The 23,743-nt window shown below is 74.3% G+C and carries 19 protein-coding genes, 1 pseudogene and 1 riboswitch; of the genes and pseudogenes, 14 read left to right on the forward strand and 6 right to left on the reverse strand.

What is annotated here, in order from left to right; all coding sequences use genetic code 11:
- Positions 1-27: 27 nt before the first annotated feature.
- On the forward strand, positions 28-1,788 hold the full coding sequence (locus DMH08_RS06075; protein WP_233617424.1) for a cell division protein PerM: 1,761 nt from the start codon (positions 28-30) through the stop codon (positions 1,786-1,788).
- A 1-nt stretch (position 1,789) separates the two neighbouring features.
- Here DMH08_RS06075 and DMH08_RS06080 read toward each other — a convergent pair whose 3' ends face one another.
- Entirely contained in the window at positions 1,790-2,449 is a 660-nt protein-coding gene (locus DMH08_RS06080; RefSeq protein WP_125612262.1) for a DUF4190 domain-containing protein, read from the reverse strand.
- 114 nt (positions 2,450-2,563) lie between these two features.
- Between DMH08_RS06080 and purN the strand changes: the two genes are divergently transcribed.
- From purN to DMH08_RS06095, 3 genes are all read left to right on the forward strand, one after another.
- Positions 2,564-3,232 carry a phosphoribosylglycinamide formyltransferase gene (gene purN / locus DMH08_RS06085; RefSeq protein ID WP_034517950.1) on the forward strand — a complete coding sequence of 223 codons (669 nt, stop codon included), beginning with the start codon at positions 2,564-2,566 and terminating at the stop codon, positions 3,230-3,232.
- Positions 3,229-4,794 carry a bifunctional phosphoribosylaminoimidazolecarboxamide formyltransferase/IMP cyclohydrolase gene (gene purH, locus DMH08_RS06090; RefSeq protein ID WP_026402624.1) on the forward strand — a complete coding sequence of 522 codons (1,566 nt, stop codon included), beginning with the start codon at positions 3,229-3,231 and terminating at the stop codon, positions 4,792-4,794. The genes purN and purH overlap by 4 nt, the downstream gene beginning before the upstream one ends.
- Positions 4,795-4,884: 90 nt before the next feature.
- Complete coding sequence (locus DMH08_RS06095; protein ID WP_125612264.1) at positions 4,885-5,064, forward strand: hypothetical protein; 180 nt, start codon at positions 4,885-4,887, stop codon at positions 5,062-5,064.
- 22 nt (positions 5,065-5,086) lie between these two features.
- Here DMH08_RS06095 and DMH08_RS06100 read toward each other — a convergent pair whose 3' ends face one another.
- Positions 5,087-5,677, reverse strand: a complete 591-nt coding sequence (locus DMH08_RS06100; protein ID WP_125612266.1) for a GNAT family N-acetyltransferase — start codon at positions 5,675-5,677, stop codon at positions 5,087-5,089.
- A gap of 79 nt (positions 5,678-5,756) precedes the next feature.
- Positions 5,757-5,842, forward strand: a riboswitch (ZMP/ZTP riboswitch).
- 30 nt (positions 5,843-5,872) lie between these two features.
- On the opposite strand from DMH08_RS06100, the gene DMH08_RS06105 reads away from it, so the two are divergent.
- Positions 5,873-6,721, forward strand: a complete 849-nt coding sequence (locus DMH08_RS06105; RefSeq protein WP_026402621.1) for a bifunctional methylenetetrahydrofolate dehydrogenase/methenyltetrahydrofolate cyclohydrolase — start codon at positions 5,873-5,875, stop codon at positions 6,719-6,721.
- Positions 6,722-6,776: 55 nt separating this feature from the next.
- On the opposite strand, the gene DMH08_RS06110 is transcribed toward DMH08_RS06105, so the two are convergent.
- The gene (locus DMH08_RS06110) at positions 6,777-7,478 is read right to left on the reverse strand and encodes an FHA domain-containing protein (protein WP_245592521.1); all 702 of its coding nucleotides are present in this window, start codon (positions 7,476-7,478) and stop codon (positions 6,777-6,779) included.
- 166 nt (positions 7,479-7,644) lie between these two features.
- Here DMH08_RS06110 and DMH08_RS06115 point away from each other — a divergent pair, with 166 nt between their 5' ends.
- The 5 genes from DMH08_RS06115 to DMH08_RS06135 all read left to right on the forward strand — a co-directional run bounded on the left by DMH08_RS06115 (position 7,645) and on the right by DMH08_RS06135 (position 15,276).
- Entirely contained in the window at positions 7,645-8,073 is a 429-nt protein-coding gene (locus DMH08_RS06115) for a DUF3017 domain-containing protein (protein ID WP_084550270.1), read from the forward strand.
- Positions 8,074-8,193: 120 nt separating this feature from the next.
- Positions 8,194-9,411 (forward strand): NADP-dependent isocitrate dehydrogenase, encoded by a 1,218-nt coding sequence (locus DMH08_RS06120; protein ID WP_125612268.1) that lies wholly within the window; start codon positions 8,194-8,196, stop codon positions 9,409-9,411.
- 255 nt (positions 9,412-9,666) lie between these two features.
- Positions 9,667-10,656 (forward strand): malate dehydrogenase, encoded by a 990-nt coding sequence (locus DMH08_RS06125; protein ID WP_026402618.1) that lies wholly within the window; start codon positions 9,667-9,669, stop codon positions 10,654-10,656.
- Positions 10,657-10,792: 136 nt separating this feature from the next.
- Positions 10,793-12,559, forward strand: a complete 1,767-nt coding sequence (locus tag DMH08_RS06130; RefSeq protein ID WP_026402617.1) for an HSP90 family protein — start codon at positions 10,793-10,795, stop codon at positions 12,557-12,559.
- Positions 12,556-15,276, forward strand: coding sequence for a tetratricopeptide repeat protein (locus DMH08_RS06135; protein ID WP_125612270.1), 2,721 nt, complete (start codon positions 12,556-12,558; stop codon positions 15,274-15,276). Before DMH08_RS06130 ends, DMH08_RS06135 begins: the two co-directional genes overlap by 4 nt.
- A gap of 83 nt (positions 15,277-15,359) precedes the next feature.
- On the opposite strand, the gene galK is transcribed toward DMH08_RS06135, so the two are convergent.
- Positions 15,360-16,529, reverse strand: a complete 1,170-nt coding sequence (gene galK / locus DMH08_RS06140) for a galactokinase (RefSeq protein WP_125612272.1) — start codon at positions 16,527-16,529, stop codon at positions 15,360-15,362.
- Entirely contained in the window at positions 16,526-17,479 is a 954-nt protein-coding gene (gene galE / locus DMH08_RS06145; protein ID WP_026402615.1) for a UDP-glucose 4-epimerase GalE, read from the reverse strand. Before galE ends, galK begins: the two co-directional genes overlap by 4 nt.
- Before the next feature lie 200 nt (positions 17,480-17,679).
- Here galE and trpS point away from each other — a divergent pair, with 200 nt between their 5' ends.
- The 3 genes and pseudogenes from trpS to DMH08_RS06160 form a co-directional block, all read left to right on the forward strand.
- Positions 17,680-18,744 (forward strand): tryptophan--tRNA ligase, encoded by a 1,065-nt coding sequence (trpS, locus tag DMH08_RS06150; RefSeq protein WP_125612335.1) that lies wholly within the window; start codon positions 17,680-17,682, stop codon positions 18,742-18,744.
- Positions 18,734-19,417: a 2'-5' RNA ligase family protein gene (locus DMH08_RS06155; RefSeq protein WP_233617425.1), complete on the forward strand. Its 684-nt coding sequence runs from the start codon at positions 18,734-18,736 to the stop codon at positions 19,415-19,417. The genes trpS and DMH08_RS06155 overlap by 11 nt, the downstream gene beginning before the upstream one ends.
- Before the next feature lie 143 nt (positions 19,418-19,560).
- Positions 19,561-20,436 (forward strand): annotated as a pseudogene (locus DMH08_RS06160) (YihY/virulence factor BrkB family protein); the annotation flags it as partial.
- Positions 20,437-20,600: 164 nt separating this feature from the next.
- Here the strand turns inward: DMH08_RS06160 and DMH08_RS06165 are convergent.
- Positions 20,601-21,971 carry a D-alanyl-D-alanine carboxypeptidase family protein gene (locus DMH08_RS06165; RefSeq protein ID WP_233617426.1) on the reverse strand — a complete coding sequence of 457 codons (1,371 nt, stop codon included), beginning with the start codon at positions 21,969-21,971 and terminating at the stop codon, positions 20,601-20,603.
- A gap of 468 nt (positions 21,972-22,439) precedes the next feature.
- Between DMH08_RS06165 and DMH08_RS06170 the strand changes: the two genes are divergently transcribed.
- On the forward strand, positions 22,440-23,606 hold the full coding sequence (locus DMH08_RS06170; protein WP_125612276.1) for a glutamate--cysteine ligase: 1,167 nt from the start codon (positions 22,440-22,442) through the stop codon (positions 23,604-23,606).
- The last annotated feature ends 137 nt before the right edge of the window (positions 23,607-23,743 follow it).

The raw sequence follows: 23,743 nt of genomic DNA on the forward strand, positions 1-23,743 counted from the left end.
GCGCGGCGGGGGTGCCAGCATGGGCGGGTGAGCGATGCGAGGGCCCGAGAGCGCGGCGCGACGTCCCGGGGCGCGCGCCCGGCAGCGGAACGGCGGCAAGCCCGGGGCGGGCCGGAGAAGCGGCGCGGCGGGACGGACCGGCAGCGCGGCGGGACGGGGCGGCCGCTCCCGGTGTCCGGGCTCGTCGCGGCCCTGTGGTGCATCGGCATCGGCCTCGCGGTGCTCACCACGGTCACGCTCGTCGGCTGGATCGCCGCGCCCCGCACCGCGTTCGGCGACGGGCTCCCCGGCGTGTTCCGGACGGCCGTGAACTTCTGGCTGATCTCCCACCACGCCGGGTTCTCCACCGGGCACGGGCGCGTGGGCCTGCTGCCGCTCGGCGTCCTGGTCGTGCCCGGCGCGCTGCTGTACCGGGGCGGCGCGTGGATGATCCGCGGGATCGGGCTGCCGGACCGGCCCCGCGTCGCGGTCGCCCGCGTCGCGGTGTCGCTCGCCGCGCCCTACGCGGCGCTGGCCGGGGCGCTCGCCCTGGCCGCGACCGGGCCCGCGCTGCGCCCGTCCGCCTGGCAGGCGCTCGTCGCGTGCTTCACGGTCGCGGTCGTCGCGGGCGGGCTGGGCGCCGCGCGGGCCGTGGTCGCGGCGCAGGTCGCGGCCGAGGCCCGGGGGCGCCGCGTCCGTTCCGGGCTCGGCGCGCTGCTGCGCCTGCTGCCCGACCGGGCCCGCTCCCTCGTGATCGGCGTCGCGGGCTCGACGGCGGTGCTGCTGGCGTCCGGCGCGCTGCTCGTCGCGGTGTCGCTGGCCCTGCACCTGGAGGACGCCGAGCACCTCTACGACATGCTCGGCCCCGGCATCGTCGGCGGCGCGCTGCTGCTGCTCGTCGAGCTCGCGTTCCTCCCGAACGCCGTCATCTGGGGCATGTCCTACGCGGTCGGGCCCGGCTTCTCGGTCGGCGCGGGCACGACGGTGTCCCCGACCGGCGTGTTCCTCGACGTCGTCCCGGCGTTCCCGCCGCTGGCCGCGCTGCCCGAGCCCGGCCCCGCCCCGGCGGCGTCCCTGCTGGCCCTCGCCGCCCCGTTCGTCGCGGGCGCCGTGGGCGGCGCGCTGACCGTCCGGTCGACGCCCAGCGACGCCAACGAGGCGGCCCCGCTGTGGGGATTCGTGTCGGGCGCCCTCACGGGCGCGGTGGCGGCGCTGCTGGCCGCGCTGTCCGGCGGCCCCCTCGGCGGCGAGCGGATGGCGACCGTGGGCCCCTCGCCGTGGCAGGTGGGGCTGATGGCGACGCTCGAGGTCGGCATCTCCGCCGCGATCGTCGCGTGGTGGGCGAACTGGCGGCTGACCCGCCGCGCCGACACCGCCGACGTCCCGCGCCGCCGCCCCCGCCGGACGGCCCGGCCCGCGAAGGCGAAGGCCGTGCCCGCCGTGCCCGCCGCGGCCCCGCCGGCCGCGCCCGCCCCGACCGTCCAGGACGCGCCGGACGTCCCGGCCGCGCCGCCGGAGCCCGCGCCGCGCTCCCCGTACGCGCCCGGCCCGCTGGAGTTCGAGGAGGCCGAACCGGTCCTCACGCCGCGCCGCCGCCGGCGGGCGCCCGACCCCGGGCCGCCCGCGGACGAGCCCGCCGCCGCGCCCGAACCGGGCACGGTCGTCGTCGAGGGCCACATCGTCGACGAGGAACCGGACGAGCCCGTCCCCGCGCCCCGCGCGGAGCCCGGGACCGGCCCCGTCCCCGAGCGGACCGAGAACCGGGGCGGCGCGATCTACGTGCTGCGCAACGACCCCCGCCCCGAGTGACTCAGAGCAGGTCGCCGTACTCGTCCATGCTGCCCTCGGGCAGCCCCATCTTGTCCTCGATGCGGGGGAACCACTCGTCCTGGCACGTCTGCCGGTCGATGCCGGTGTTGGCCGTGCTCACGCACGACTGGTAGCCGCTCAGCTCCGTCCACAGGAACGCCGTGAGCGCGACCGACAGCGACGCCAGCACCAGCCCGATCGACCCGAGGACGATCCCCGCCGCCGCCCCCGGCGCCGAGCCGTGCTCGCGCCGGGCCGCTCGCCGGGACCGGACGCCCACGACGATCGCCGCGATGCCGAGCACGAGGCCCAGGGGGTAGAAGAAGAACGCGGTCAGCAGGGCGAGCCCGCCGAGCCACAGGGACCGCCAGCTGCTCCGCTCGCCCGGCCGCGGCCCCGGCTTCCCCTGCGGCCCTCCGGGCCGCCCCGGCTGCCCCGGCTGCCCCCACGGGTTCTGCGGGTGCCCCTGCTGCTGCTCCTGCGCCCCCCAGGGGCTCGCGCCGCCGGCCCGCTCCGGCAGGTCGGGCCGTCCGGGCGTCCCCGCCTCCCCCGGCTCGCCGCCGGCCGGCGCCGGGGCGGGGGCCCCCGCCGAAGACGAGCCCGCGGGGCGGCCGTCCGGACGGTCGTCCTCGGGGGCCGGCTGTCCCGGCTGCTCGCTCACTCGTTCCTCCTGGCCTGGGGGCTGTCGATCCTGGGCGCCGCGCACCTGGGGCATCGAACAGGGCCGATAGGCTTCGTGGTGGCCGAAACAACCCCACCGTCCACCCAGGGAGTCATGGTGTCCGCCCGGCTCGTCGTCCTCGTCTCCGGTGCGGGGACCAACCTACAAGCGCTGCTCGACGCGTGCGCGGATCCAGCCTACGGGGCGCAGGTGGTGGCCGTGGGCGCGGACCGCCCAGGGACGGGCGGCGTGGAACGCGCGGAACGGGCCGGGCTGCCGACCTTCGTCCGCCGCGTCGCCGACTTCCCGACCCGGGTGGAGTGGGACGCCTCGCTCACCGAGGCGATCGCCGGGCACGAGCCCGACCTGGTGGTGTCCGCCGGGTTCATGAAGATCCTCGGGCCCCGGTTCCTGGCGGCGTTCGGCGGGCGCACCGTGAACACGCACCCCGCGCTGCTGCCGTCCTTCCCCGGCGCCCACGCCGTTCGGGACGCCCTGGCGTACGGGGTCAAGGTGACGGGCTGTACCGTGCACTTCGTCGACGAAGGCGTGGACACCGGACCCGTCATCGCCCAGGAGGCCGTGCAGGTGGGCTGGCATGACGACGAAGACTCCCTGCACGAGCGCATCAAGCAGGTCGAGCGCAGGCTGATCGTCGACGTCGTCGGACGCCTCGCCCGCGACGGCTGGACCGCGAAGGGCAGGCGGGTCTCCATGAAATGCACCACATGCAGGGACGCGTCCGACAGTCCGTCCATGAACGAGGGGAGCTCGGCCGAGTGAGTCGGGTGGCGATCAAGCGCGCGCTGATCAGCGTGTACGACAAGACCGGGCTGGAAGACCTCGCCCGGGGCCTGCACGAGGCCGGGGTGGAGCTGGTCTCCACCGGCTCCACGGCGGGGCGCATCGCCTCCGCCGGCGTGCCGGTCATGAAAGTGGAGAAGCTCACGGGCTTCCCCGAGTGCCTGGACGGGCGGGTCAAGACGCTGCACCCGAGGGTGCACGCCGGCCTGCTCGCCGACCGGCGCAAGGACGACCACCTGCAGCAGCTCGACGACCTGGGCGTCGAGCCGTTCGACCTGGTGATCGCGAACCTGTACCCGTTCGCCGACACGGTGAACTCGGGCGCGAAGCCCGACGAGTGCGTCGAGCAGATCGACATCGGCGGCCCGACCATGGTGCGCGCCGCCGCGAAGAACCACGCGAGCGTCGCCGTCGTCGTCGACCCGTCCGGGTACGCCGACGTCCTGGCCGCCGTCGCCGCCGGCGGGTTCACCCTGGACGAGCGGCGCCGCCTCGCCGCCCGGGCGTTCGCGCACACCGCGTCGTACGACGTCGCCGTCGCGTCCTGGTTCGCTGGCGACTACGCGCCCGACGACACCGCCCGCGACACCGCGTGGCCCGACTTCCTCGGCGCCACCTGGGAGCGGTCGAACACCTTGCGGTACGGCGAGAACCCGCACCAGCGCGCCGCCCTGTACCGCGCGCCGGGCGAGACCGGCCTCGCGGGCGCCGAGCAGCTGTACGGCAAGGAGATGTCGTACAACAACTACGTCGACACCGACGCCGCGCGCCGGTCCGCGTACGACTTCGCCGAGCCCGCCGTCGCGATCATCAAGCACGCCAACCCGTGCGGCATCGCGGTCGGCGCCGACATCGCCGAGGCGCACCGCAAGGCGCACGCCTGCGACCCGCTGTCGGCGTACGGCGGCGTCATCGCGGCGAACCGCCCGGTGACCGCGGAGATGGCCCGGCAGGTCACCGAGAGCTTCGCCGAGGTCGTCGTGGCCCCCGGGTTCGACGACGAGGCCGTCGCGGTGCTCAAGGACCGCTTCAAGAACGTCCGCCTCCTCGTCTGCCCGGACGCCCCGAAGGGCGCGACCGAGTACCGCCGCATCGACGGCGGCCTGCTCCTGCAGGGCGTCGACGCCGTCGACGCCCCCGGCGACGACCCGTCCGGGTGGGAGCTGAAGACCGGCGAGGCCGCCGACGAGGCCACCCTGCGCGACCTGGCGTTCGCGTGGCGCGCGGTCCGCTCCGTCAAGTCGAACGCCATCCTGCTGGCCGCCGACGGCGCCACCGTCGGCGTCGGGATGGGCCAGGTCAACCGGGTCGACTCCGCCAAGCTCGCGGTGTCGCGCGCGGGCGAGGAGCGCGCGGCCGCCGCGGTCGGCGCGTCCGACGCGTTCTTCCCGTTCCCGGACGGCCTGGAGGTGCTGACGAGCGCGGGCGTCCGCGCGATCGTCCAGCCCGGCGGGTCCGTCAACGACGACAAGGTGGTCGAGGCGGCGGAGAAAGCCGGGATCGCCCTCTACTTCACGGGCGTCCGGCACTTCTTCCACTGACGGCACCGAACGGCCCGGCGGCCCCCGCCGCCGGGCCGTTTTACGTTCCGCCGCAGGTAGCCTCGTTGCCGGCCCCCCACGGAAGGCACCATGGACACCCTCACGATGCTCATGCTGAGCGCCGTCTCCCAGGCGAACGCCCTCCTGCTGGACGCCCGGCAGGTCATCGGGCTCGTCGCCGCGGCGCTCGCCGCGATGCTCGCCGCCCGCCTCGGCTGGCACGGCACCGACCGCGCCATCGCCCGCCGCTCCGAAGACGAGAACGCCTGACCGCACCGCCTGACCGCGACGCCTAACCGCGCAGGCGCGCGCGCAGCGCCGGGCCCGCCACGGCCCAGTCGTCGTCGGTCATCCCGTACACGGCCGTGTCCCGGACCGACCCGTCCGCCCGCACCCGGTGCTTCCGGTGGACGCCCTCGAACGACGCCCCCAGCCGCTCGATCGCCGCCCGCGACCGCTCGTTCTGGGCGTGCGTGTGCCACCCCACTCGGATCGCCTTCAGCTCCTCGAACGCCCGCTCCAGCAGCAGCAGCTTCGACTCCGTGTTGATCCCCGTCCGCTGCCACCGCGCCCCGAGCCACGTGTACCCGATGCACAGGCCCCGGTCCTTCGGCGACACCTCGTAGTACGACGTCGTCCCCGCGACCTCGCCGGTCGCCGCGTCGATCTGCGCCCACGGCAGCCGCAGGCCCCGGTCGCGCCCGTCCAGCGCCCGCCGCACCAGCGCCCGCATGTCCGCCGCGTCGCGCGGCCGCAGCGCGCTCTGCCACCGCCAGACCTCCGGGTCGCCCGCCGCCGCGAACAGCCCGTCCGCGTGCTCCATCGCCAGCGGCTCCAGCCGCACGTGGCGTCCGGTCAGAACGGGTACGTCGAACCACTCCATGCCTCGGACGCTAGGCGTCGCGCGCCCCCGCCGCGAGAGCCACTCGGCGCCGATTTCCGCGCCCCAATGGCCCGTTACCATGGGTGTTCGCGACTGGCGCGGGCAAGGTGGATCACCACCGGGGAGCGATCGACAGTCCGGACACCGCGCGCCTGGGTGGCCGAGATCAGCCGAGATCAGCGCGGAGGCACACGCATGACGGCACAGATTCTGGACGGCAAGGCGACCGCGGCGGAGATCCGCGCGGACCTCGCCGAGCGCGTCGCGGCGCTCGGGGAGCGGGGCGTGTCGGTGGGGCTCGGCACCGTCCTCGTCGGGGACGACCCCGGCAGCCACTCCTACGTCAACATGAAGCACCGCGACTGCGCCGAGGTCGGGATCGAGAGCATCCGCCGCGACCTGCCGGCCGACGCCTCCCAGGACGAGGTGGAGCGCGCCGTCGCCGAGCTCAACGCCGACCCGGCCTGCACCGGCTACATCGTCCAGCTCCCCCTGCCGAAGGGCCTCGACGACAAGCGCGTCCTCGAACGCATCGACCCCGCCAAGGACGCCGACGGCCTGCACCCCACGAACCTCGGCCGGCTCGTCCTCATGCAGGACGGCCCGCTGCCCTGCACCCCGAAGGGCATCATCGAGCTGCTGCGCCGCTTCGACGTCCCGCTCAAGGGCGCCGAGGTCACCGTCGTCGGCCGCGGCATCACCGTCGGCCGCTCCCTCGGCCTGCTGCTGACCCGCCGCACCGAGAACGCGACCGTCACCCTCTGCCACACCGGCACCCGCGACCTCGCCGCGCACACCCGCGCCGCCGACATCGTCGTCGCCGCCGCCGGCGTCCCCGGCCTGATCACCGCCGACATGGTGAAGCCCGGCGCCGCCGTCCTCGACGTCGGGGTCTCCCGCGTCGACGGGAAGCTCGCCGGCGACGTCGCCGCCGACGTCCGCGAGGTCGCCGGCTGGGTGGCGCCCAACCCCGGCGGCGTGGGCCCGATGACCCGCGCCATGCTCCTCGCGAACGTCGTCGAAGCCGCGGAACGCTCCCTCTGATCGGGAACACGGCCGCCCTCCGCGCTGCGCTGCCGGTGGAGGGCGGCCGTGAACGCTAGCTGGCGCGCCTCCCCGCCGCGCTGGGTGCCGGACGGGTGACGTGCGCGGTGCCGTGCGCCGGGCGGCGCGCCTCGGGACGGACGCCCGGCGGGCGTCCGCCGTCCATCGGCGGGCGGCCCTGCGGGACGTGCACCGGCGGCAGCGGCCGGACGAGGCCCATCGCGATGACCTCGTTGGCGAGCCGGGTGCGGCGGTTGGGACCCTCGGGAATACGGAACTTCTGGTACAGGCGCAGCAGGTGCTGCTTGACGGCCGCCTCCGTCACCACGAGATCACCGGCGATGTCGCGGGCGGTGGCGGGCGCGACGAACGCCTCGTCCGACAGGGCGGGCCGGCACAGCGAGGTCAGCACATCGACCTCGCGCCGGGTGAGCTCGGGCGCGACCGCCCGCCGCAGTTCGACGTCCGGGTCGACCTCCTCCCGGGGGATGCCCCCCATCCGGCACCGCGCGGTGCCGAAGGTGACGACGTCGCCGTCCTCCAGGACGCGGCGTGCGATCGGCCGGCCGTTGACCCGCGTCCCGTTGCGGGACAGGCCCATGTCGACCACGTAGACGTACGGGCCGCGCCGAACGATCTCTGCGTGCAAACGGGACACACTCGGGTCGTCGAGGCGGACGTCGACTCCGCGCCCTCGCCCGACCGTCGTGACGTCGGGGCGCAGCGGCATGACCACACCGCTGTCCTCGATCCGCATGAACGGCCCCTCCACGGCAGTCCTCCCAGCTAGTTAGCGACCCCTGTCGTCCGGGTTACCCGGGCGCCCTGCCGTCACACCCTCCTACTGGCGAGTAGGGTCGACGCCGCAGGGGTTTCGGGCCACTTCGGCGCCCCCGTGACCGGAATGGGACTACGGTGTGGACATGACCACTCAGGTGCACCGGCGCAGGCGGAAGGCGCCGCGCGGGAGGTCCGCCGCACCGCACTGGCTCGGCCGACTGCCCTACCTGATGGTGCTCCTCGGCGTCGCCGCCGGCCTGACGCTGGCGTCCTTCGACTACTTCCGCAAGGGCTCGGGCGTCATCGCCGGCGCCCTGCTCCTCGGCGCCCTCGCCCGCCTCCTGCTGCCCGAGTCGCAGCTCGGCATGCTCGCCGTCCGCAGCCGCGCCGTCGACTGCTGGACGCTCGTCCTGCTCGGCGAGACGGTCGCGTTCGTCTCCCTCAGCGTCCCGCCGATGCACAAGACCGGCCTCGTCCTCGCCGGCGCCTTCGGCGTCCTGATCGCGCTCGCCATGGCCGGCCGCGGCCTCCTGCTCCTGCTGAACCGGCGCCGCGCCCGGTCGCCCGGATAGCCCCTGCCCTGCGGGTCCGCGCCGGGGGCGAGGTCTAGACCTCCGAACCCGCTCGGATAGCCTTGCCAGTTGAGCCTTACAAGGACTGCTGGCCAGGTGTAGGAAAGGGACAGCAACAGCATGCCCAAGATCAAAGTAGCGGGCCCGGTCGTCGAACTCGACGGCGACGAAATGACGCGGATCATCTGGAAATTCATCAAGGACCAGCTGATCCTGCCGTACCTCGACGTGGACCTGAAGTACTACGACCTGGGGATGGAGCATCGGGACGCGACCGATGACCAGGTCACCATCGACGCCGCCCACGCCATCCGGGAGCACGGCGTCGGCGTCAAGTGCGCCACCATCACCCCCGACGAGGCCCGCGTCGAGGAGTTCGGCCTGAAGAAGATGTGGCGGTCCCCGAACGGGACGATCCGCAACATCCTCGGCGGCGTCGTCTTCCGCGAGCCCATCATCTGCTCGAACATCCCCCGGCTCGTCCCCGGCTGGACCAAGCCGATCATCATCGGCCGGCACGCCCACGGCGACCAGTACAAGGCGACGGACTTCGTCGTCCCGGGCCCGGGCAAGGTGACGATCACCTACACGCCGCAGGACGACGGCGAGCCCATCGAGATGGAGATCGCGGACTTCAGCGGCGGCGGCGTCGCGATGGGCATGTACAACTTCGACGCGTCGATCCGCGACTTCGCGCGCGCGACGATGCGGTACGCGCTCGAGCGCAACATGCCGCTGTACATGTCCACGAAGAACACGATCCTGAAGGCGTACGACGGCCGCTTCAAGGACATCTTCCAGGAGATCTACGAGGCCGAGTTCAAGAGCGAGTTCGAGGCCAAGAAGCTCACCTACGAGCACCGGCTCATCGACGACATGGTCGCGGCGGCGCTGAAGTGGGACGGCGGCTTCGTCTGGGCCGCCAAGAACTACGACGGCGACGTCCAGTCCGACACCCTCGCGCAGGGCTTCGGCTCCCTCGGCCTCATGACCTCGGTCCTCATGACCCCCGACGGCAAGACCGTCGAGGCCGAGGCCGCGCACGGCACGGTGACCCGCCACTACCGCCAGCACCAGCAGGGCAAGGCGACCTCCACCAACCCGATCGCGTCCATCTTCGCCTGGACCCGCGGCCTCGAGCACCGCGGCAAGCTGGACGGCCAGCCCGAGGTTTCCGACTTCGCGCGCAAGGTCGAGGAAGTCTGCATCGAGACCGTCGAGGGCGGCCAGATGACCAAGGACCTCGCTCTGCTCGTCGGGGCCGACACCCCCTACCTGACGACGCAGGAGTTCCTCGAGGCTCTCGACACCAACCTGCAGAAGAAGATCAACGGCTGATCCGGCCGTCCGCTGTGGGCCGTCCCGGGGATCCCGGGGCGGCCTTCCGCTTTCCGGGCGGGACGAGCGGTGCCGGGGGGCGCACCTGCCCGCCGTCCGTCCGGGCGCGCGGTATAGCCTGCTGGTGAACTATCTCGACGGCGAGAGATTCCGCGCGGCGGCGCGCCTCTTGGGCGGTCGGGTTCGCACGGATGGGCCGCCTGAGTCTTCTAGGTCGCAGCAGCCCCGTCAGGTCACAGCAGGAGAGAAGAGGCAATGACTCGCACCCCAGTCACCGTCACCGTCACCGGCGCCGCGGGCCAGATCGGTTACGCGCTGCTGTTCCGTATCGCGTCCGGGCACCTGCTGGGTGCGGACGTACCCGTCAAGCTGCGGCTGCTGGAGATCCCGCAGGCGGTGAAGGCCGCCGAGGGCACCGCGATGGAACTGGACGACTGCGCCTTCCCGCTGCTGCAGGGCATCGACATCTTCGACGACGCCGCGCAGGCGTTCCAGGGGACGAACGTGGCGCTGCTGGTGGGCGCGCGGCCGCGCACGAAGGGCATGGAGCGCGGTGACCTGCTGGAGGCCAACGGCGGGATCTTCAAGCCGCAGGGCGAGGCGATCAACGCCGGCGCGGCGGACGACGTGAAGGTGCTGGTGGTCGGCAACCCGGCGAACACGAACGCGCTGATCGCGCAGCAGCACGCCCCGGACGTCCCGGCCGAGCGGTTCACCGCGATGACCCGCCTGGACCACAACCGGGCGCTGGCGCAGCTGTCGAAGAAGGCGGGCGTGTCCGTCGCCGACATCAAGAAGATGACGATCTGGGGCAACCACTCGGCGACCCAGTACCCGGACCTGTTCCGCGCGGAGATCGGCGGGAAGAGCGCCGCCGCGGTGGTGGACGACCAGAAGTGGCTGGAGGACGACTTCATCCCGACGGTCGCCAAGCGCGGTGCGGCGATCATCGAGGCGCGGGGGGCGTCCTCGGCGGCGTCGGCGGCGTCGGCGGCGATCGACCACGTGCACACGTGGGTGAACGGGACGGCCGAGGGCGACTGGACGTCGATGGCCGTGGTGTCGGACGGCTCGTACGGGGTGCCCGAGGGGCTGATCTCGTCGTTCCCGGTCACCGCGAAGGACGGGAAGTGGGAGATCGTCCAGGGGCTGGAGATCGACGAGTTCTCGCGCGGGAAGATCGACGCGTCGGTGAACGAGCTGGCGGAGGAGCGGGACGCGGTCCGCAAGCTGGGCCTGATCTGATCTCGTAGCACGCGTGGGGCGGGCCCCGGACCGGTCGGACGGTCCGGGGCCCGTTCGCGTCTTAAACGATCACGAAACGTCGCAAAGCCTCGCTATGGTGTCCTCCGCTCGTCAGGGGAGATCGGGGAGGTTCCGGGTGGCGGATCAGGCGTTCCAGGTGGATCTGCGCGGCGTGGTGGATCTGCTGAGCCGCCATCTGTACGCGAGTCCGCGGGTGTATCTGCGGGAGCTGCTGCAGAACGCGGTGGACGCGATCACGGCGCGCGGCGACGGCGGCGGCCGGGTGCGGGTGGAGACGGGCGGCGGGGCGCTGCGGGTGCACGACGACGGCGTCGGGCTGACGGCGGACGAGGTGCACACGCTGCTGGCCACCATCGGACGGTCGTCGAAGCGGGACGAGCTGGGGTTCGCGCGGCACGACTTCCTGGGGCAGTTCGGGATCGGGCTGCTGTCGGCGTTCCTCGTCGCGGACGAGATCGAGGTGGTGACGCGGTCGGCGCGCGGCGGCGGGGCGGTCCGGTGGACGGGCCGGTCGGAGGGCAGCTACCGGGTGGAGCCGGGCGAGCGGGACGAGCCGGGCACGACGGTGACGTTGCGGGCGCGTCCGGGGTCGGCGGAGCTGCTGAGCCCGCCGGTGGTGGCGGAGCTGGCGCGGACGTACGGGTCGCTGCTGCCGGTGGAGCTGACGGTGGACGGCGTCGCGGTGACGGGGGAGCCGCCGTGGCGGGCGGCGCACCCGGACCCGGCGGCGCGGCGCCGGGCGCTGGAGGGGTACTGCGAGGAGCTGTACGGGTTCACGCCGTTCGACGTGGTGGACCTGAGCGCGGCGGAGGCGGGCCTGACGGGGGTGGCGTTCGTGCTGCCGCAGCCGGTGGCGCCGACGGCGCGGTCGGCGCACCGCGTCTACCTGAAGCGGATGCTGCTGGCGGAGGGCGTGGAGGGGCTGCTGCCGGAGTGGGCGTTCTTCGCGCGCTGCGTGGTGGACGCGGGGGAGCTGCGGCCGACGGCGAGCCGCGAGGCGCTGTACGAGGACGAGCTGCTCGACGCGACGCGGCACGCGCTGGGGGAGTCGCTGCGGCAGTGGCTGGTGACGCTGTCGGAGACGGACCCGCCGCGGCTGCGGGGCTTCCTGCGGCTGCACCACCTCGGTGTGAAGGCGATGGCGCTGCACGACGACGACATGCTGCGGATCGTCGACCGGTGGCTGGAGTACGAGACGTCGGCGGGGCCGATGACGCTGGCGGAGTTCCGGCGGCGGCATCCGGACGGCCGGTTCACGACGAGCGTGGACGAGTTCCGGCGGCTGTCGGCGGTCGCGGGCGCGCAGGGCGTGGGGCTCGTGAACGCGGGCTACGTGCACGACGCGGAGATCATCGAGCGGCTCCCGGCGATCGATCCGGACATCGCGCCGGCGCGGCTGGACGCGGCGGAGCTGGCGACGACGTTCGGGGTGCTGGATCCGGCGGCGGAGCTGGCGCTGCGGCCGTTCCTGGCGGCGGCGCAGCGGGCGGTGGAGAAGCTGGGCTGCGAGGTGGTGGTCCGCGACTTCGATCCGGCGTCGCTGCCCGCGCTGTTCCTGTCGTCCCGCGACGCGCGGTTCCGGGAGGAGCTGGCGCGGGCGCAGGAGGAGGCGGGGGAGCTGTGGGCGGACGTCCTGGGCGCGGTGGGCGCGTCGGCGGGGATCGACCGGCCGCAGCTCGTGCTGAACCACCGGAACCCGCTGACCCGGCGCATCACGGCGCTCGGTGACGGCGGCCCGGTCGACGTCGCCGTCCAGGCGCTGTACGGGCAGGCGCTGCTGCTCGGGCACCATCCGCTGCGGCCGATCGACACGGCCGCGCTGAACCGTTCGTTCATCGGCCTGCTGGAGTGGGCCGTCCACACCCCGGAGGGGGACCAGTGAGCGTTGAGGACGTCTACGAGCTGATGCGGCGGGCGGACGAGCTGCCCTACGGGGAGGCGAAGACCGTCCTGGTGGAGGACGCGCTGCGCCGCGCGGACGCCGCGGGCGACGAGGAGCTGGCGTTCCGGGTGCGGATCGCGCTGACGAACGCGTACCACTACGGCGCGGAGCCGATGAAGGCGTTCGCGACGTTCAGCCGGACCCTCGCCGACCACGACCGCGATCCGGGGCGGTTCGGGGAGACGCATTCGCTGCTGTGGCAGATGAAGGCGGTGGTGAACGCCCTGACGAAGTTCCCCGAGATCCCCTTGGACCGGACGTACGCGGTGCTGGACGACATGGAGCGCCGGTACCGCGCGGGCGGGCACAGCCTGCAGGCGGTGTACCACTACCGGTGCGCGGTGGCGCGGCACGTCGGGGACGCGGCGGCGCCGGACTGGTTCGCGAAGTGGCGGGCGGCGGAGCGCGACGAGCTGTCGGACTGCGCGGGCTGCGACCCGACCGGGATGATGTACCAGCTGATCGACGCGGGCCGGTACGAGGAGGCGCTGGAGGTCGCGGCGCCGGTGCTGGGCGCGGAGCTGACGTGCTCGGAGCAGCCGCAGGGCGTCCAGACGGCGCTCATGCAGGTGTACCTGCGGACGGGGCGGTACGCGGAGGCGGCCGACATGCACCGCCGCGCGTACCGGGTGAACCGGACGCAGCTCGCGGATCTGGCGGACATCGCGGAGCATCTGGAGTTCTGCGGGCTGACCGGGAACGGGGCGCGCGGGCTGGAGATCCTGGAGCGGCACCTGGGGTGGCTGGACCGGGCGCCGCACCCGTACGCGGCGATGCGGTTCGCGGCGGCGGGCGCGCTGGTGCTGGGGCGTGCGGCGGCGGCGGGGCACGGGGCGGCGACGCTGCGGCGGCCCGCGGCGGGCGAGCGCCCGGCGGCGGACGTCCCGGTGGAGGCGCTGCGGGCGGAGCTGGCGGAGTCCGCGACGGGGCTGGCGGCCCGGTTCGACGCGCGCAACGGCACGTCGCGGCAGGGCGAGCGGGTGCGGGCGATCATCGAGGCGGAGCCGGTCGCGGAGTACGTCCCGCTGGCCGCGCACCACCGCCGTCCGGCCGCCGCGCCCGACCCGGCTCCGGCCGGGCCGGCCGACGACGCCGCGGACGTCGCGGCGATCGACGATCTCGACGAGCTGCTCGACATCACCGACCGCCGCCGCAGCGGCCGCGACCTGGAGCGGACGTTCGCGGCGTGGCGGCGGTTCGACACCGTGGCGGAGAAGATCGAGCCGACGCCGCTGCAGGCGGCCCGGAGGCTGGACGGGCGCGGCGTGGAGCTCGCGGTCGAGGGGGACGCGCCGGGCGCGATCGCGGCCTGGGAGGAGGCGGCCCGCCGGTTCGCGGAGCTGGGCGAGGAGGACCGGCGGCACCGGACGCTGAGCCGGCTGGGGGAGATGCGCGTCGACAGCGGCGACCCGGACGGCATGGCGGACCTGACGGCCGCCGTCGACCACTTCACCGCGCACCCGGCCGAGGACGGGTACCTGGTGTCGGCGCTGCTGCGGCTCGCGGGCGGCCACCTCGAACTGGACCGGCCCGCGGACGCGCTCGCCGTGCTCGACCGGATCGTCCCCGAGGACGACCCGTTCCGCGCCCCGGACGCCGACTTCGTGCGGGCCCGCGCGCTGGTGCTGACCGGCGAGGTCGCGGAGGGCACGGCGGTGCTGCGGCGCAGCCTGGACGCGGCCCGCGCGCAGGACGAGCCGCAGAAGGCCGCGGCGGCGGCGCTGATGCTGGCGCAGATCCTGGGGCGGATCGCCGAGGACCGGGACGCGGTCCCGCCGGAGGAGATCGTGGCGCTGCTCGACGAGGTCCTCGCGGTGCCGACCGTGCAGGGGCCGATGCGGGCGGCGGCGCACGGGGAGCGGGGCCGGGCGCTGCTGTCCGCCGACAGGCCCGCCGACGCGGTCGCCGACCTGGTGGAGGGCGTCGCGGCGTGGACCGCCGGGGGCGCGCACGAGGCGGCCGTCCACCTGCGGGTCGATCTCGCCGCCGCGTACATGGGCGCGGGCCGGCACCTGGAGGCGGCGGAGGTCGCGGAGGAGGCCCTGCCCGGGGTGGCGGGGGAGGACGGCGACCCGATCGCCGAGCGGCGCTGCCGGCTGATCATCGCGCACGCGCAGAAGGAGCTCGGGGAGCCGGGCGCGGCGGACGCGTTCGTCGCGATGGCCGGGCTCGCCGCGCAGGACGGGAACGAGGCGGCGCGGGGCCACTTCCTCGACGAGTCCGCCGAGGTGCTCACGAACCTGGACCGGGACGCGCTCGCCGCGGAGCGGTTCGCGGAGGCCGCCGAGGCGTACGGCCGGGCGGGCAACCCCTACGGCCGGGTGAACGCGCTGCGCCGCGCCGCGATGTGCCGGCTGTGGAGCGGCGACGCCGACGCGGCGGACGCCGGGATGGAGGACGCCCGCGCGGCGCTCGCCGACCTGCCCGCGGAGGACGGGCCGGCGCGGATCTGGCACACGGCGCTGATCGCGTTCGACGAGGCGCGCGTGCTCGCGCAGACCGGGCGGCTCCCGGCCGCCGCGGAGCGGGCGTCCGCCGCGGTGGACGGGTTCCGCTCCCTGGGCGAGGAGGACGCGGTGCGCAACGCCGAGGGCCTCCTCGCGCAGATCGGGTCCGCGCTGGGCGAGCACCCCGACGACGGCTCCACCGGCGCCTGACCGCACCCGCCCCGCGCCCCGGGCGTCCGTCCGGCCCCCGGGGCGCGGGGTTCGGGGCTCCGCTCCGGCCGCCGGTCGGCGGGTCAGGCGGTGCGGTGGGCGCCGTGCGAGGGGACGGCGTCGAGGAAGGCGGGGGCCGTCCAGCCGCGGGCGGCGTAGGCGGCGGTGATCGCGTCGCGGACGCGGTCGGCGCGGTCGGCCGCGGTGAGGACGATCACCGAGCCGCCGAAGCCGCCGCCGATCATCCGGCCGCCGCGGGCGCCCGCGCGCAGCGCCGCGTCCACGGCGGCGTCCGCCTGCGGCCACGACACCTCGAACTGGTCCCGCAGGGACAGGTGCGACGCGTTCAGCATCGAGCCCAGCTCGGCGACGGCCCCGGCGCGCAGCAGCCCGGCGGCGGCCTCCACCCGGTGGTTCTCGGTGACGACGTGCTGGACGCGGCGGCGCAGCACCGGGTCGGGCAGCGACCGGAGCGCGCCCGCGAGGTCCTTGACGTCGCGGAGCGCGGGGACGCCGAGCAGCGCCGCGGCCTCCTCGCACTCGGCGCGCCGCCGCCCGTAGTCGCCGCCGCCGATCGCGTGGCTCGCGCGGGTGTCGACGACCAGCAGCGTGAGGCCCGCGTCGCCCGGTGCGAACGGCACCGGCCCGGACAGGCCGCTGCGGCAGTCCAGCAGCAGCGCGTTCCCGGGCGTGCACAGCAGCGACGCCGCCTGGTCCATGATCCCGCAGGGCGCGCCGACCTGCTCGTTCTCGGCCCGCCGGCACAGCTCCGCCAGCACGCGCCGGTCCGGGTCGGCGCCGTGCAGGCCGCACAGGGCGAGGGCGGTCGCGCACTCCAGCGCGGCGGACGACGACAGCCCGGCGCCCGCCGGCAGGTCGGCGTCGACCAGCAGCGACGCGCCGCCCGTCCCGAGGGCGCCGTGCAGCACCCGCGCGACACCGACCGGGTACGCCGCCCACGCCCGCTCCGGCGGCCAGCCCTCGGCCGCGACGGGCCCGCCCGCCACGGGCGCGGCCACCGGCTCGGCGGACGCCCGCAGGGAGCGGGCCTCGACGATCCCGTCGTCGCGCCGCGCCGCCGCGACCGTGACGCCCCGCGCGAGGGCGAACGGCAGCACGAGGCCGTCGTTGTAGTCGGTGTGCTCGCCGATCAGGTTGACCCGGCCGGGCGCCCGCCAGACGCCGTCCGGCGCCCGCCCGTACACGTTCTCGAACGCGGCCGCGAGCGGGGCGGCCGCCGGGGCGGCGGTCACCGGGACCGGATGAAGGTCCAGGCGTCGCCGACCATGGCGCGCAGGTCGTGCTCCGGCTTCCAGCCCAGCTCGCCCCGGATCCGGTCGGACGACGCGACGAGCACGGCCGGGTCGCCCGCGCGGCGCGGCGCGACCTCGGCGGGGATGTCGCGGCCGGTCACCTCGCGGCAGACGTCCACGACCTCCTTCACCGAGTAGCCCGTGCCGCTGCCCAGGTTGTAGATCTTGTGGGCGCCGGGCTCGCAGGCGTCGAGGGCCAGCAGGTGCGCCCGTCCGAGGTCCTCGACGTGGATGTAGTCGCGGATGCAGGTGCCGTCGGGCGTCGGGTAGTCGTCGCCGAACAGCTTCACCGGCGCGCCGTCCTCGCCCGCGGCCTTCAGCACGTTCGGGATCAGGTGGGTCTCGACGGTGTGCCGCTCCCCGAGCGTCCCGTAGGCCCCGGCGACGTTGAAGTACCGCAGGGACACGCCCCCCAGCCCGTGCAGCCGCGCGTACTCGGCGAGCGCCGTGTCGATCGCGAGCTTGGACGCCCCGTACGGGTTCGTCGGACGGGTCGGGTCGGTCTCCAGGATCGGCGTGGACTCGGGCTCCCCGTAGGTCGCGGCCGTCGACGAGAACACGATCCGCGGGACGCCCGCGACGCGCATCGCGTCCAGCAGGGCGAGGGACTCGCCGAGGTTCTTGTCCCAGTACAGGCCGGGGTTCTGCACCGACTCGCCGACCAGCGACTTCGCCGCGAAGTGCAGCACGGCGTCGAACCCGGCGCCGCCGAGCACGTCGGCGGCCGTGTCCCGCAGGGTGCCGCGCACCAGCCGGGCGCCCGCCGGGACGGCGTCCTCGTGCCCGGTGGACAGGTCGTCGAGCACGACGACCTCGTGCTGCGCCTCCAGCAGCAGGGCGGAGACGACGCTGCCGATGTAGCCGGCGCCTCCGGTGACGAGCAGCTTCACGAAACGGCCTCCTCGAGGTGACGGTGGGGCGACGCTGCGGGGGTGCGGTCCAGGCTATCCGCAACCCGAAGCGGCCACCGTCCGCTCCCGGGAACGCCGAATATGATGGGCGGGACGCGCGGGGCGACGTCCCGCGGGCGGTCAGCGGCGCCGCCGGACGCGGCGCCTTCGCAGACACCTGAGAGAATCGGTCCGTGCACATGCCCGAAGCGTTCGACCCCACCACCGCCCCCGCCGCGGCGCCGCGCGTCCTGTCGGGGATCCAGCCCACCGCCGACTCGTTCCACCTCGGCAACTACCTGGGCGCGCTGCGGCAGTGGGTCTCGCTGCAGGACACGCACGAGGCGTTCTACTGCGTCGTCGACCTCCACGCGATCACCGTCGAGCACGACCCGGACGTCCTGCGCCGCCGCAGCAAGGTCGCCGCCGCGCAGCTCCTCGCGATGGGCGTCGATCCGGAGCGCGCCACCGTCTTCGTGCAGAGCCAGGTGCCCGAGCACGCCGAGCTGGCGTGGGTGCTGGGCTGCCTCACCGGGTTCGGCGAGGCCGGGCGGATGACCCAGTTCAAGGACAAGTCCGCCAAGCAGGGCCAGTCGAACACGACCGTGGGCCTTTTCACGTACCCGATCCTCCAGGCCGCCGACATCCTGCTGTACTCGCCGGAGCCCGGGGACGGCGAGCGCGTCCTGCGGGTGCCCGTCGGCGAGGACCAGCGGCAGCACCTGGAGCTGACCCGCACCCTCGCGAACCGCTTCAACCACCGGTTCGGCGACACGTTCGTCCCGCCGGAGGCGTTCATCCCCGAGGGCGCCGCGAAGATCACCGACCTGCAGGAGCCGACCGCCAAGATGAGCAAGTCGGCGTCGTCCCCGCAGGGGATCATCGACGTGCTCGAGGAGCCCGGCCCGATGCGCAAGAAGATCATGCGCGCGGTCACCGACACCGGCACCGAGGTGGTCTACGACGAGGAGAACAAGGCGGGCGTCACGAACCTGCTGCGGATCTTCTCCGCGCTCGACGGCACGCCCATCCCCGACCTCGAGAAGCGGTACGCCGACTCCGGGTACGGCCAGTTCAAGAAGGACCTCGCGCAGGTCGTCCTCGACACCTTCACCCCCATCCGGGAGCGCACGCGGGAGCTGCTGGCCGACGAGGCCGAGCTCGACCGGCTCCTCGCGCTCGGCGCCGACCGCGCCGGGAAGGTCGCCGCACGGACGATGGACACCGTGCGCGAACGCGTGGGATTCGTGGGACGTGGCCGCTGACCGGCCCCGGCCGCCCGGCGCCGGCGACGCCGGCTCCGGGGGACGCGCCACCGAGCGGCCGGTCGCGGACCGGCCGATCGCCGACACCTTCGTGGGCGGCATGGCGGCGGTCCCGCCCCACCCCGACGCCCGCACGATCGGCGTCGCCGTCCCCATCCCGGAGCCGTTCGGGTCCTGGCTGCAGGCGCGCCGCGCGTCCTACGGCGACCCGCTCGCCGGCGCCATCCCCACCCACATCACCCTGCTGCCGCCGACGGAGGTGGACGCGGCCGCGCTCGGCGTGATCGACCGCCACCTGCGCGCGGTCGCCCGCGACGAGCGCCCGTTCGTCATCCGGCTGCGCGGCAGCGGAACGTTCCGCCCCGTCTCCCCGGTGGTGTTCGTGGCCGTCGCCGAGGGGATCAGCGGCTGCGAGCGCCTGCAGGCGCGGGTTTCGTCGGGTCCCCTCGAACGTCCGCTCGCGTTCCCGTACCACCCGCACGTGACGATCGCGCACCACCTGCCCGACGACGTGATGGACCGCGCGTTCAAAGACCTCGCCGACTTCCGCGCCGACTTCGACGTCTGGGGCTTCGCCCTCTACGAGCACGGGCGCGACGGCGTGTGGCGCCCGCAGCGCGACTACCTGTTCGGCGACGCGGCGATCGGCCGCGAGGGCCCCGACACCCCCTGACCTCCGCCCGGACGCCCGGCAGGCCGCCCGCCCGCACGTCCGGCGCACGTCCCGCGACACCTGGCGGACGGCGCGACGTAACGTTCGGGAAGCGGAGGTCGCCGCACCGCTTTCGGGTGTGCACGGCCGGGTACGTTGCGCATATGCGGCAGGTGATCAACGGGGCGCAAAGGCGCGGCGAGGCCCTCCTCAACGACGGTAAAGACCTGTTGCGCCGCCAGCGCGCGCGCCGGCCGTGGCTCGACCACCAGTTCCGGGCGTTCGGGCGGTACCAGGAGCGGCGCGGCAACCGCCTGGCCGCCGCCCTCACCTGCTACGGGTTCCTGTCGTTCTTCCCGCTGCTCGCGCTCGCGTACGCGCTGCTCGGCTACCTGGTCGGCGTCAGCGACGAGGTGCGCGGCTACTTCGTCGAGGCGATCGACTCGCTGCTGCCCGGCCTGTCCGAGGACCTCCAGGTGCGGCAGATCGCCCAGTCCAAGACGGCCGTGGGCGTGATCGGCCTCGCGGGCCTGCTCGTCACCGGGCTCGGCTGGATCCAGACGCTCCGCGAGTCCCTGCGCGACATGTGGGGCAACGAGCCCGCCGGCGGCGGCAACCCCGTCCTGCTGCGGCTGTGGGACGTCGCCGTGCTCGCGCTGCTCGGCCTCGTCCTGATCTGCGGCATCGCGACCTCGACCGTGACGACCGCCGCGACCGGGACGGTCCTCGGCTGGTTCGGCCTCCAGGACGTCCCCGGCGCCGGCACCGCCCTGCGGCTGCTGTCGCTGGGGATCGCGACGTCGTTCAACGCCGTGATCTTCCTGGTGCTGTTCACCCGGCTGACCGGCGCCCGCGCCCCGTGGCGGAGCATCGCGAGCGGGGCGGTGTTCGGCGCGGTCGGGTTCGAGGTGCTCAAGCAGGTCGCGAGCCTGCTGATCAGCCGCACCACCGAGAACCCGGTCTACGCGTCGTTCGCCGTCCTCGCCGGGCTGATGGTGTGGATGAACGTCGCGTCCCGGTTCGTCCTGTTCGTGGCGGGCTGGACGGCCACCCGGCGCGTCGTCCTCACCGCCGAGGCCGAAGCGGAGGCGTACGACGAGATCGAGGAAGCCGGAGAGGACGAGCCGGGCGAGCGGCCGGGTGAGGGCGGGCCGTCCGGCGGGGCCGGACCCGGGCCGGACGGCGGACGCCTCGGCGGCGCGGCCTACGGGAACGGGTCGTCGCGCCTGCGGCGGCGCAGCACCAGCACGAGCGTTCCGACGGCGAGCACGGCGCCCGCCGCGCCGCCCGCGACCACGACCCAGGTCCGCGACGAGTCCTCCGAGGCCAGGGGCGCGTCCGGCAGGAGGTTGTCGGACTGATCGGCCTTCTTCTCGGCCCCGACGGGCTGGGCCAGCTTCCCGACCGGCCGCGCCTTGCCGTTCGCCGCGAAGCCCCAGTCGAGCAGTTGCGTGGCCAGTTCGGACGGCTGCACCTCGGCGCCCATCAGCGCGATGTAGATGGTGTGACCGTTCCGTTGCGCGGCCGCGACATACGTCTGCTTGGCGGCGATCGTGTAGCCGTTCTTGCCGCCGAGCATCCCCGCGTACTCGTGCCGCTCGCCCGGCAGCAGCCGGTTGTGCGTGTGGATCGGGTAGCCGCCCTTCTTGCCCTGCTTGCGCTCCTTCTTCGTGGGCGGCGCCGGGAAGTCGTGGTCGATCTGGGAGATGTACTCGCGGAAGTCGGCGTTCTTCATGCCCTCCCGCAGGATCAGCACCAGGTCGTACGCCGAGGTGTGCTGCGTCCGGACGTCCAGGCCGAGGTCCTTGTCGAGCCCGTTCGTGGACCCGGCCACCGTGTCGAGCGCGTTGAGCTTCCGCGCGTAGGCGTTCATGTCGGCGAGGGTCTTCTCCACCCCGCCGTTGGCCTCGGCCAGCGCGACGGCCGAGTCGTTCGCCGACATCATCAGCAGCGAGTAGAAGAGGTCGGAGACCTTGTACTTCATCTTGGGGGTCAGGCCGACCTTGGTCCCCTCGACGTTGCACGCCGCCTGCGACGGGCGGACGAGCCGGTCGGCGTCCAGGCGCGGGATGAGCGCCGCGGCGGTCAGCACCTTCATCGTGCTCGCGGGCAGGTGGTGCCCGTGGGCGTCCTTGGCGGCCAGCACGTTCCCGGTGGCGCCGTCGGCGACCAGGTAGGACTGCGCTTCGATCTTCGGGAGCTCCGGCACTCCGGGCGTCTCGTCGACCACGATCCCGCGGCTGGTGAGCCGCTGCCCCCCGACCGGGTCCCCCGGCGGGGCCGTGCGCAGCGCCGCCGGACGTCCGGGCTCGGCCCGCGCCGGGACGGGCGGGGCGACGAGGGCCGCCACGGCGACGGGCACCGCGACGGCCGTCGCGGCCCGCCGCAGCCCGCCCTTGCGGGACGGCCGGCCGAGCCGGGCGCGGTCCGGGCGCGGCGGGCGCTCGGGCCTCGGCGGGATCTCCGGCCGCGGCGGACGCTCCGGCGTCGGGGGCCGGGTGGGACGCGCGGGCTGTCCCGGGCGCGGCGCCTCGTCCGCGCCGCCGTCCTGTCGGTCCGATCGTCCTGAGTGCACGTTCGCGACGCTCCTCGCTTCCGCAGGAGCGCGATCGCCCCCAACCCCCATGACTCCCCCGCAGACTAGGCGACCTTATCCGGCGAAGGGGTACCCGTGCCGGAAACCGGCAAGCCTGCAACACTTGGGACTGAAGGGACGAAGGGTGATTCTTGGTGCGGCAACGGCGACGAGAATCGGTTACAGGCCGTCACGAACCTGAATTTGGGACGGCCTGACTAGTCCGATCGTGGGGTTTCGCGGGCGGGAAAGATGACCGAAAGGGATGGCTCCGGCCCGTGCGACGGCCGCCCGGAAGAGTCAATTGACAGGCAAAGGGCATGGAGACCGGCGAGGCGACGGACACGGGCGCCATCATGGTGAGAACACGTGACCTGGACCGGCGTTTGTCCAGGCTTAAGGACCCGCTGGCTGAATTGCGCCACGTGCCACGCAACGACCTGCAACGATTGTGGACGGAGGTTGGCCGTGGCCATTGACTTCAACGCATCGAACGGGGCTACGCTCGGTATCGAGTGGGAGCTGCAGCTCGTCGATGCGGAGACGAGGCACCTGCGGCAGGACGCCCGCGGTGTGCTCGCCGCACTGCCCGCGCTGAGCGAGGGCGGCGACAACCCCCGGCTCCGGCACGAGCTGATGGAGTCCACGGTCGAGGTCGTGACCGATATCTGCCACACCGTGGGCGAGGCCAAAGCCGACCTGGCCGGCACCCTCGCCGCGCTGCGGTCCGCGGCCGCCGACCGCGGTCTGGCGCTGGCCTGCACCGGCACCCACCCCATCAGCGACTGGCGCGACGCGGTCATGGCCCCGATGCAGCGCTACGCCGACCTCGTCGAGGAGATGCAGTGGCTCGCCCGCCGCATCCAGACGTTCGGCGTGCACGTTCACGTCGGCATCTCCGACGTCGACAAGGCGATCCCCATCGTCAACGCGCTGTCCGCCTACCTTCCGCACTTCCTCGCGCTGACCGCGTCCAGCCCGTTCTGGAGCGGCGGGGACACCGGCCTGGCCTCGTGCCGCGCCGTCGTCTTCGGTCAGCTGCCGACGGCCGGTCCTCCCCACTTGCTGGACGACTGGGCGGCCTTCGAGGATTACATGGACACCCTGCTGCGTTCCGGAACCATCCGGAGCATCAAGGAGGTCTGGTGGGACGTCCGCCCGCACCCGGACTTCGGCACCGTCGAGATCCGGATGTTCGACGGCATCCCCACCCTGCGCGAGGTCGGCATGGCCGCGGCCCTGTGCCAGAGCCTGGTCACGCTCTTCGAGCAGCAGCTCGACCGCGGTTACACGCTGCCGCGGCCGGCCGCGTGGGTGGTGCGCGACAACAAGTGGCGCGCCACCCGGTACGGGCTCGACGCCATCGTGATCACCGACGACCGCGGGCACACCGTCCCGCTGCGCGACGACCTGTACGAGCTGATCCGCGAGCTGGAGCCGGTCGCCGACCGGCTCGGCTGCGCGGAGGAGCTGAAGGTGGCCGGCGAGGTGCTCGACCACGGCGCCCCGTACGAGCGCCAGCGGGCCGTCCGCGCCGACGGCGGCTCGCTGGAGGACGTCGTGGACGTCGCGATCACCGAACTCGCCGAGGACCGGTTCGTCACGCTCGGGGAGGTCTCCCGTGCGGGGGCCTGACCGGCCGCCCGGCCCCGCCGACCCCGGCCCCGGGGACGGCCGGGGGAGCGGACCGGGCGGCGCACCGGACGGCCCTCCCGCCGGAGGCGGGCTGAACGGGACGGCGGGGATCGGCGAACACTCAGGTAAGGACCGGG

The organism is Actinomadura sp. WAC 06369, assembly GCF_003947565.1.
Lineage (GTDB): Bacteria > Actinomycetota > Actinomycetes > Streptosporangiales > Streptosporangiaceae > Spirillospora > Spirillospora rifamycini.

Bases quoted from the DNA above. Each gene is read 5' to 3' on its own strand.
- purN (WP_034517950.1), top strand. From the start codon at position 2,564: ATGGTGTCCGCCCGGCTCGTCGTCCTCGTCTCCGGTGCGGGGACCAAC.
- DMH08_RS06095 (WP_125612264.1), top strand. From the start codon at position 4,885: ATGGACACCCTCACGATGCTCATGCTGAGCGCCGTCTCCCAGGCGAAC.
- DMH08_RS06100 (WP_125612266.1), bottom strand. From the start codon at position 5,677: ATGGAGTGGTTCGACGTACCCGTTCTGACCGGACGCCACGTGCGGCTG.
- DMH08_RS06105 (WP_026402621.1), top strand. From the start codon at position 5,873: ATGACGGCACAGATTCTGGACGGCAAGGCGACCGCGGCGGAGATCCGC.
- DMH08_RS06110 (WP_245592521.1), bottom strand. From the start codon at position 7,478: ATGCGGATCGAGGACAGCGGTGTGGTCATGCCGCTGCGCCCCGACGTC.
- DMH08_RS06115 (WP_084550270.1), top strand. From the start codon at position 7,645: ATGACCACTCAGGTGCACCGGCGCAGGCGGAAGGCGCCGCGCGGGAGG.
- DMH08_RS06120 (WP_125612268.1), top strand. From the start codon at position 8,194: ATGCCCAAGATCAAAGTAGCGGGCCCGGTCGTCGAACTCGACGGCGAC.
- DMH08_RS06125 (WP_026402618.1), top strand. From the start codon at position 9,667: ATGACTCGCACCCCAGTCACCGTCACCGTCACCGGCGCCGCGGGCCAG.
- trpS (WP_125612335.1), top strand. From the start codon at position 17,680: ATGCCCGAAGCGTTCGACCCCACCACCGCCCCCGCCGCGGCGCCGCGC.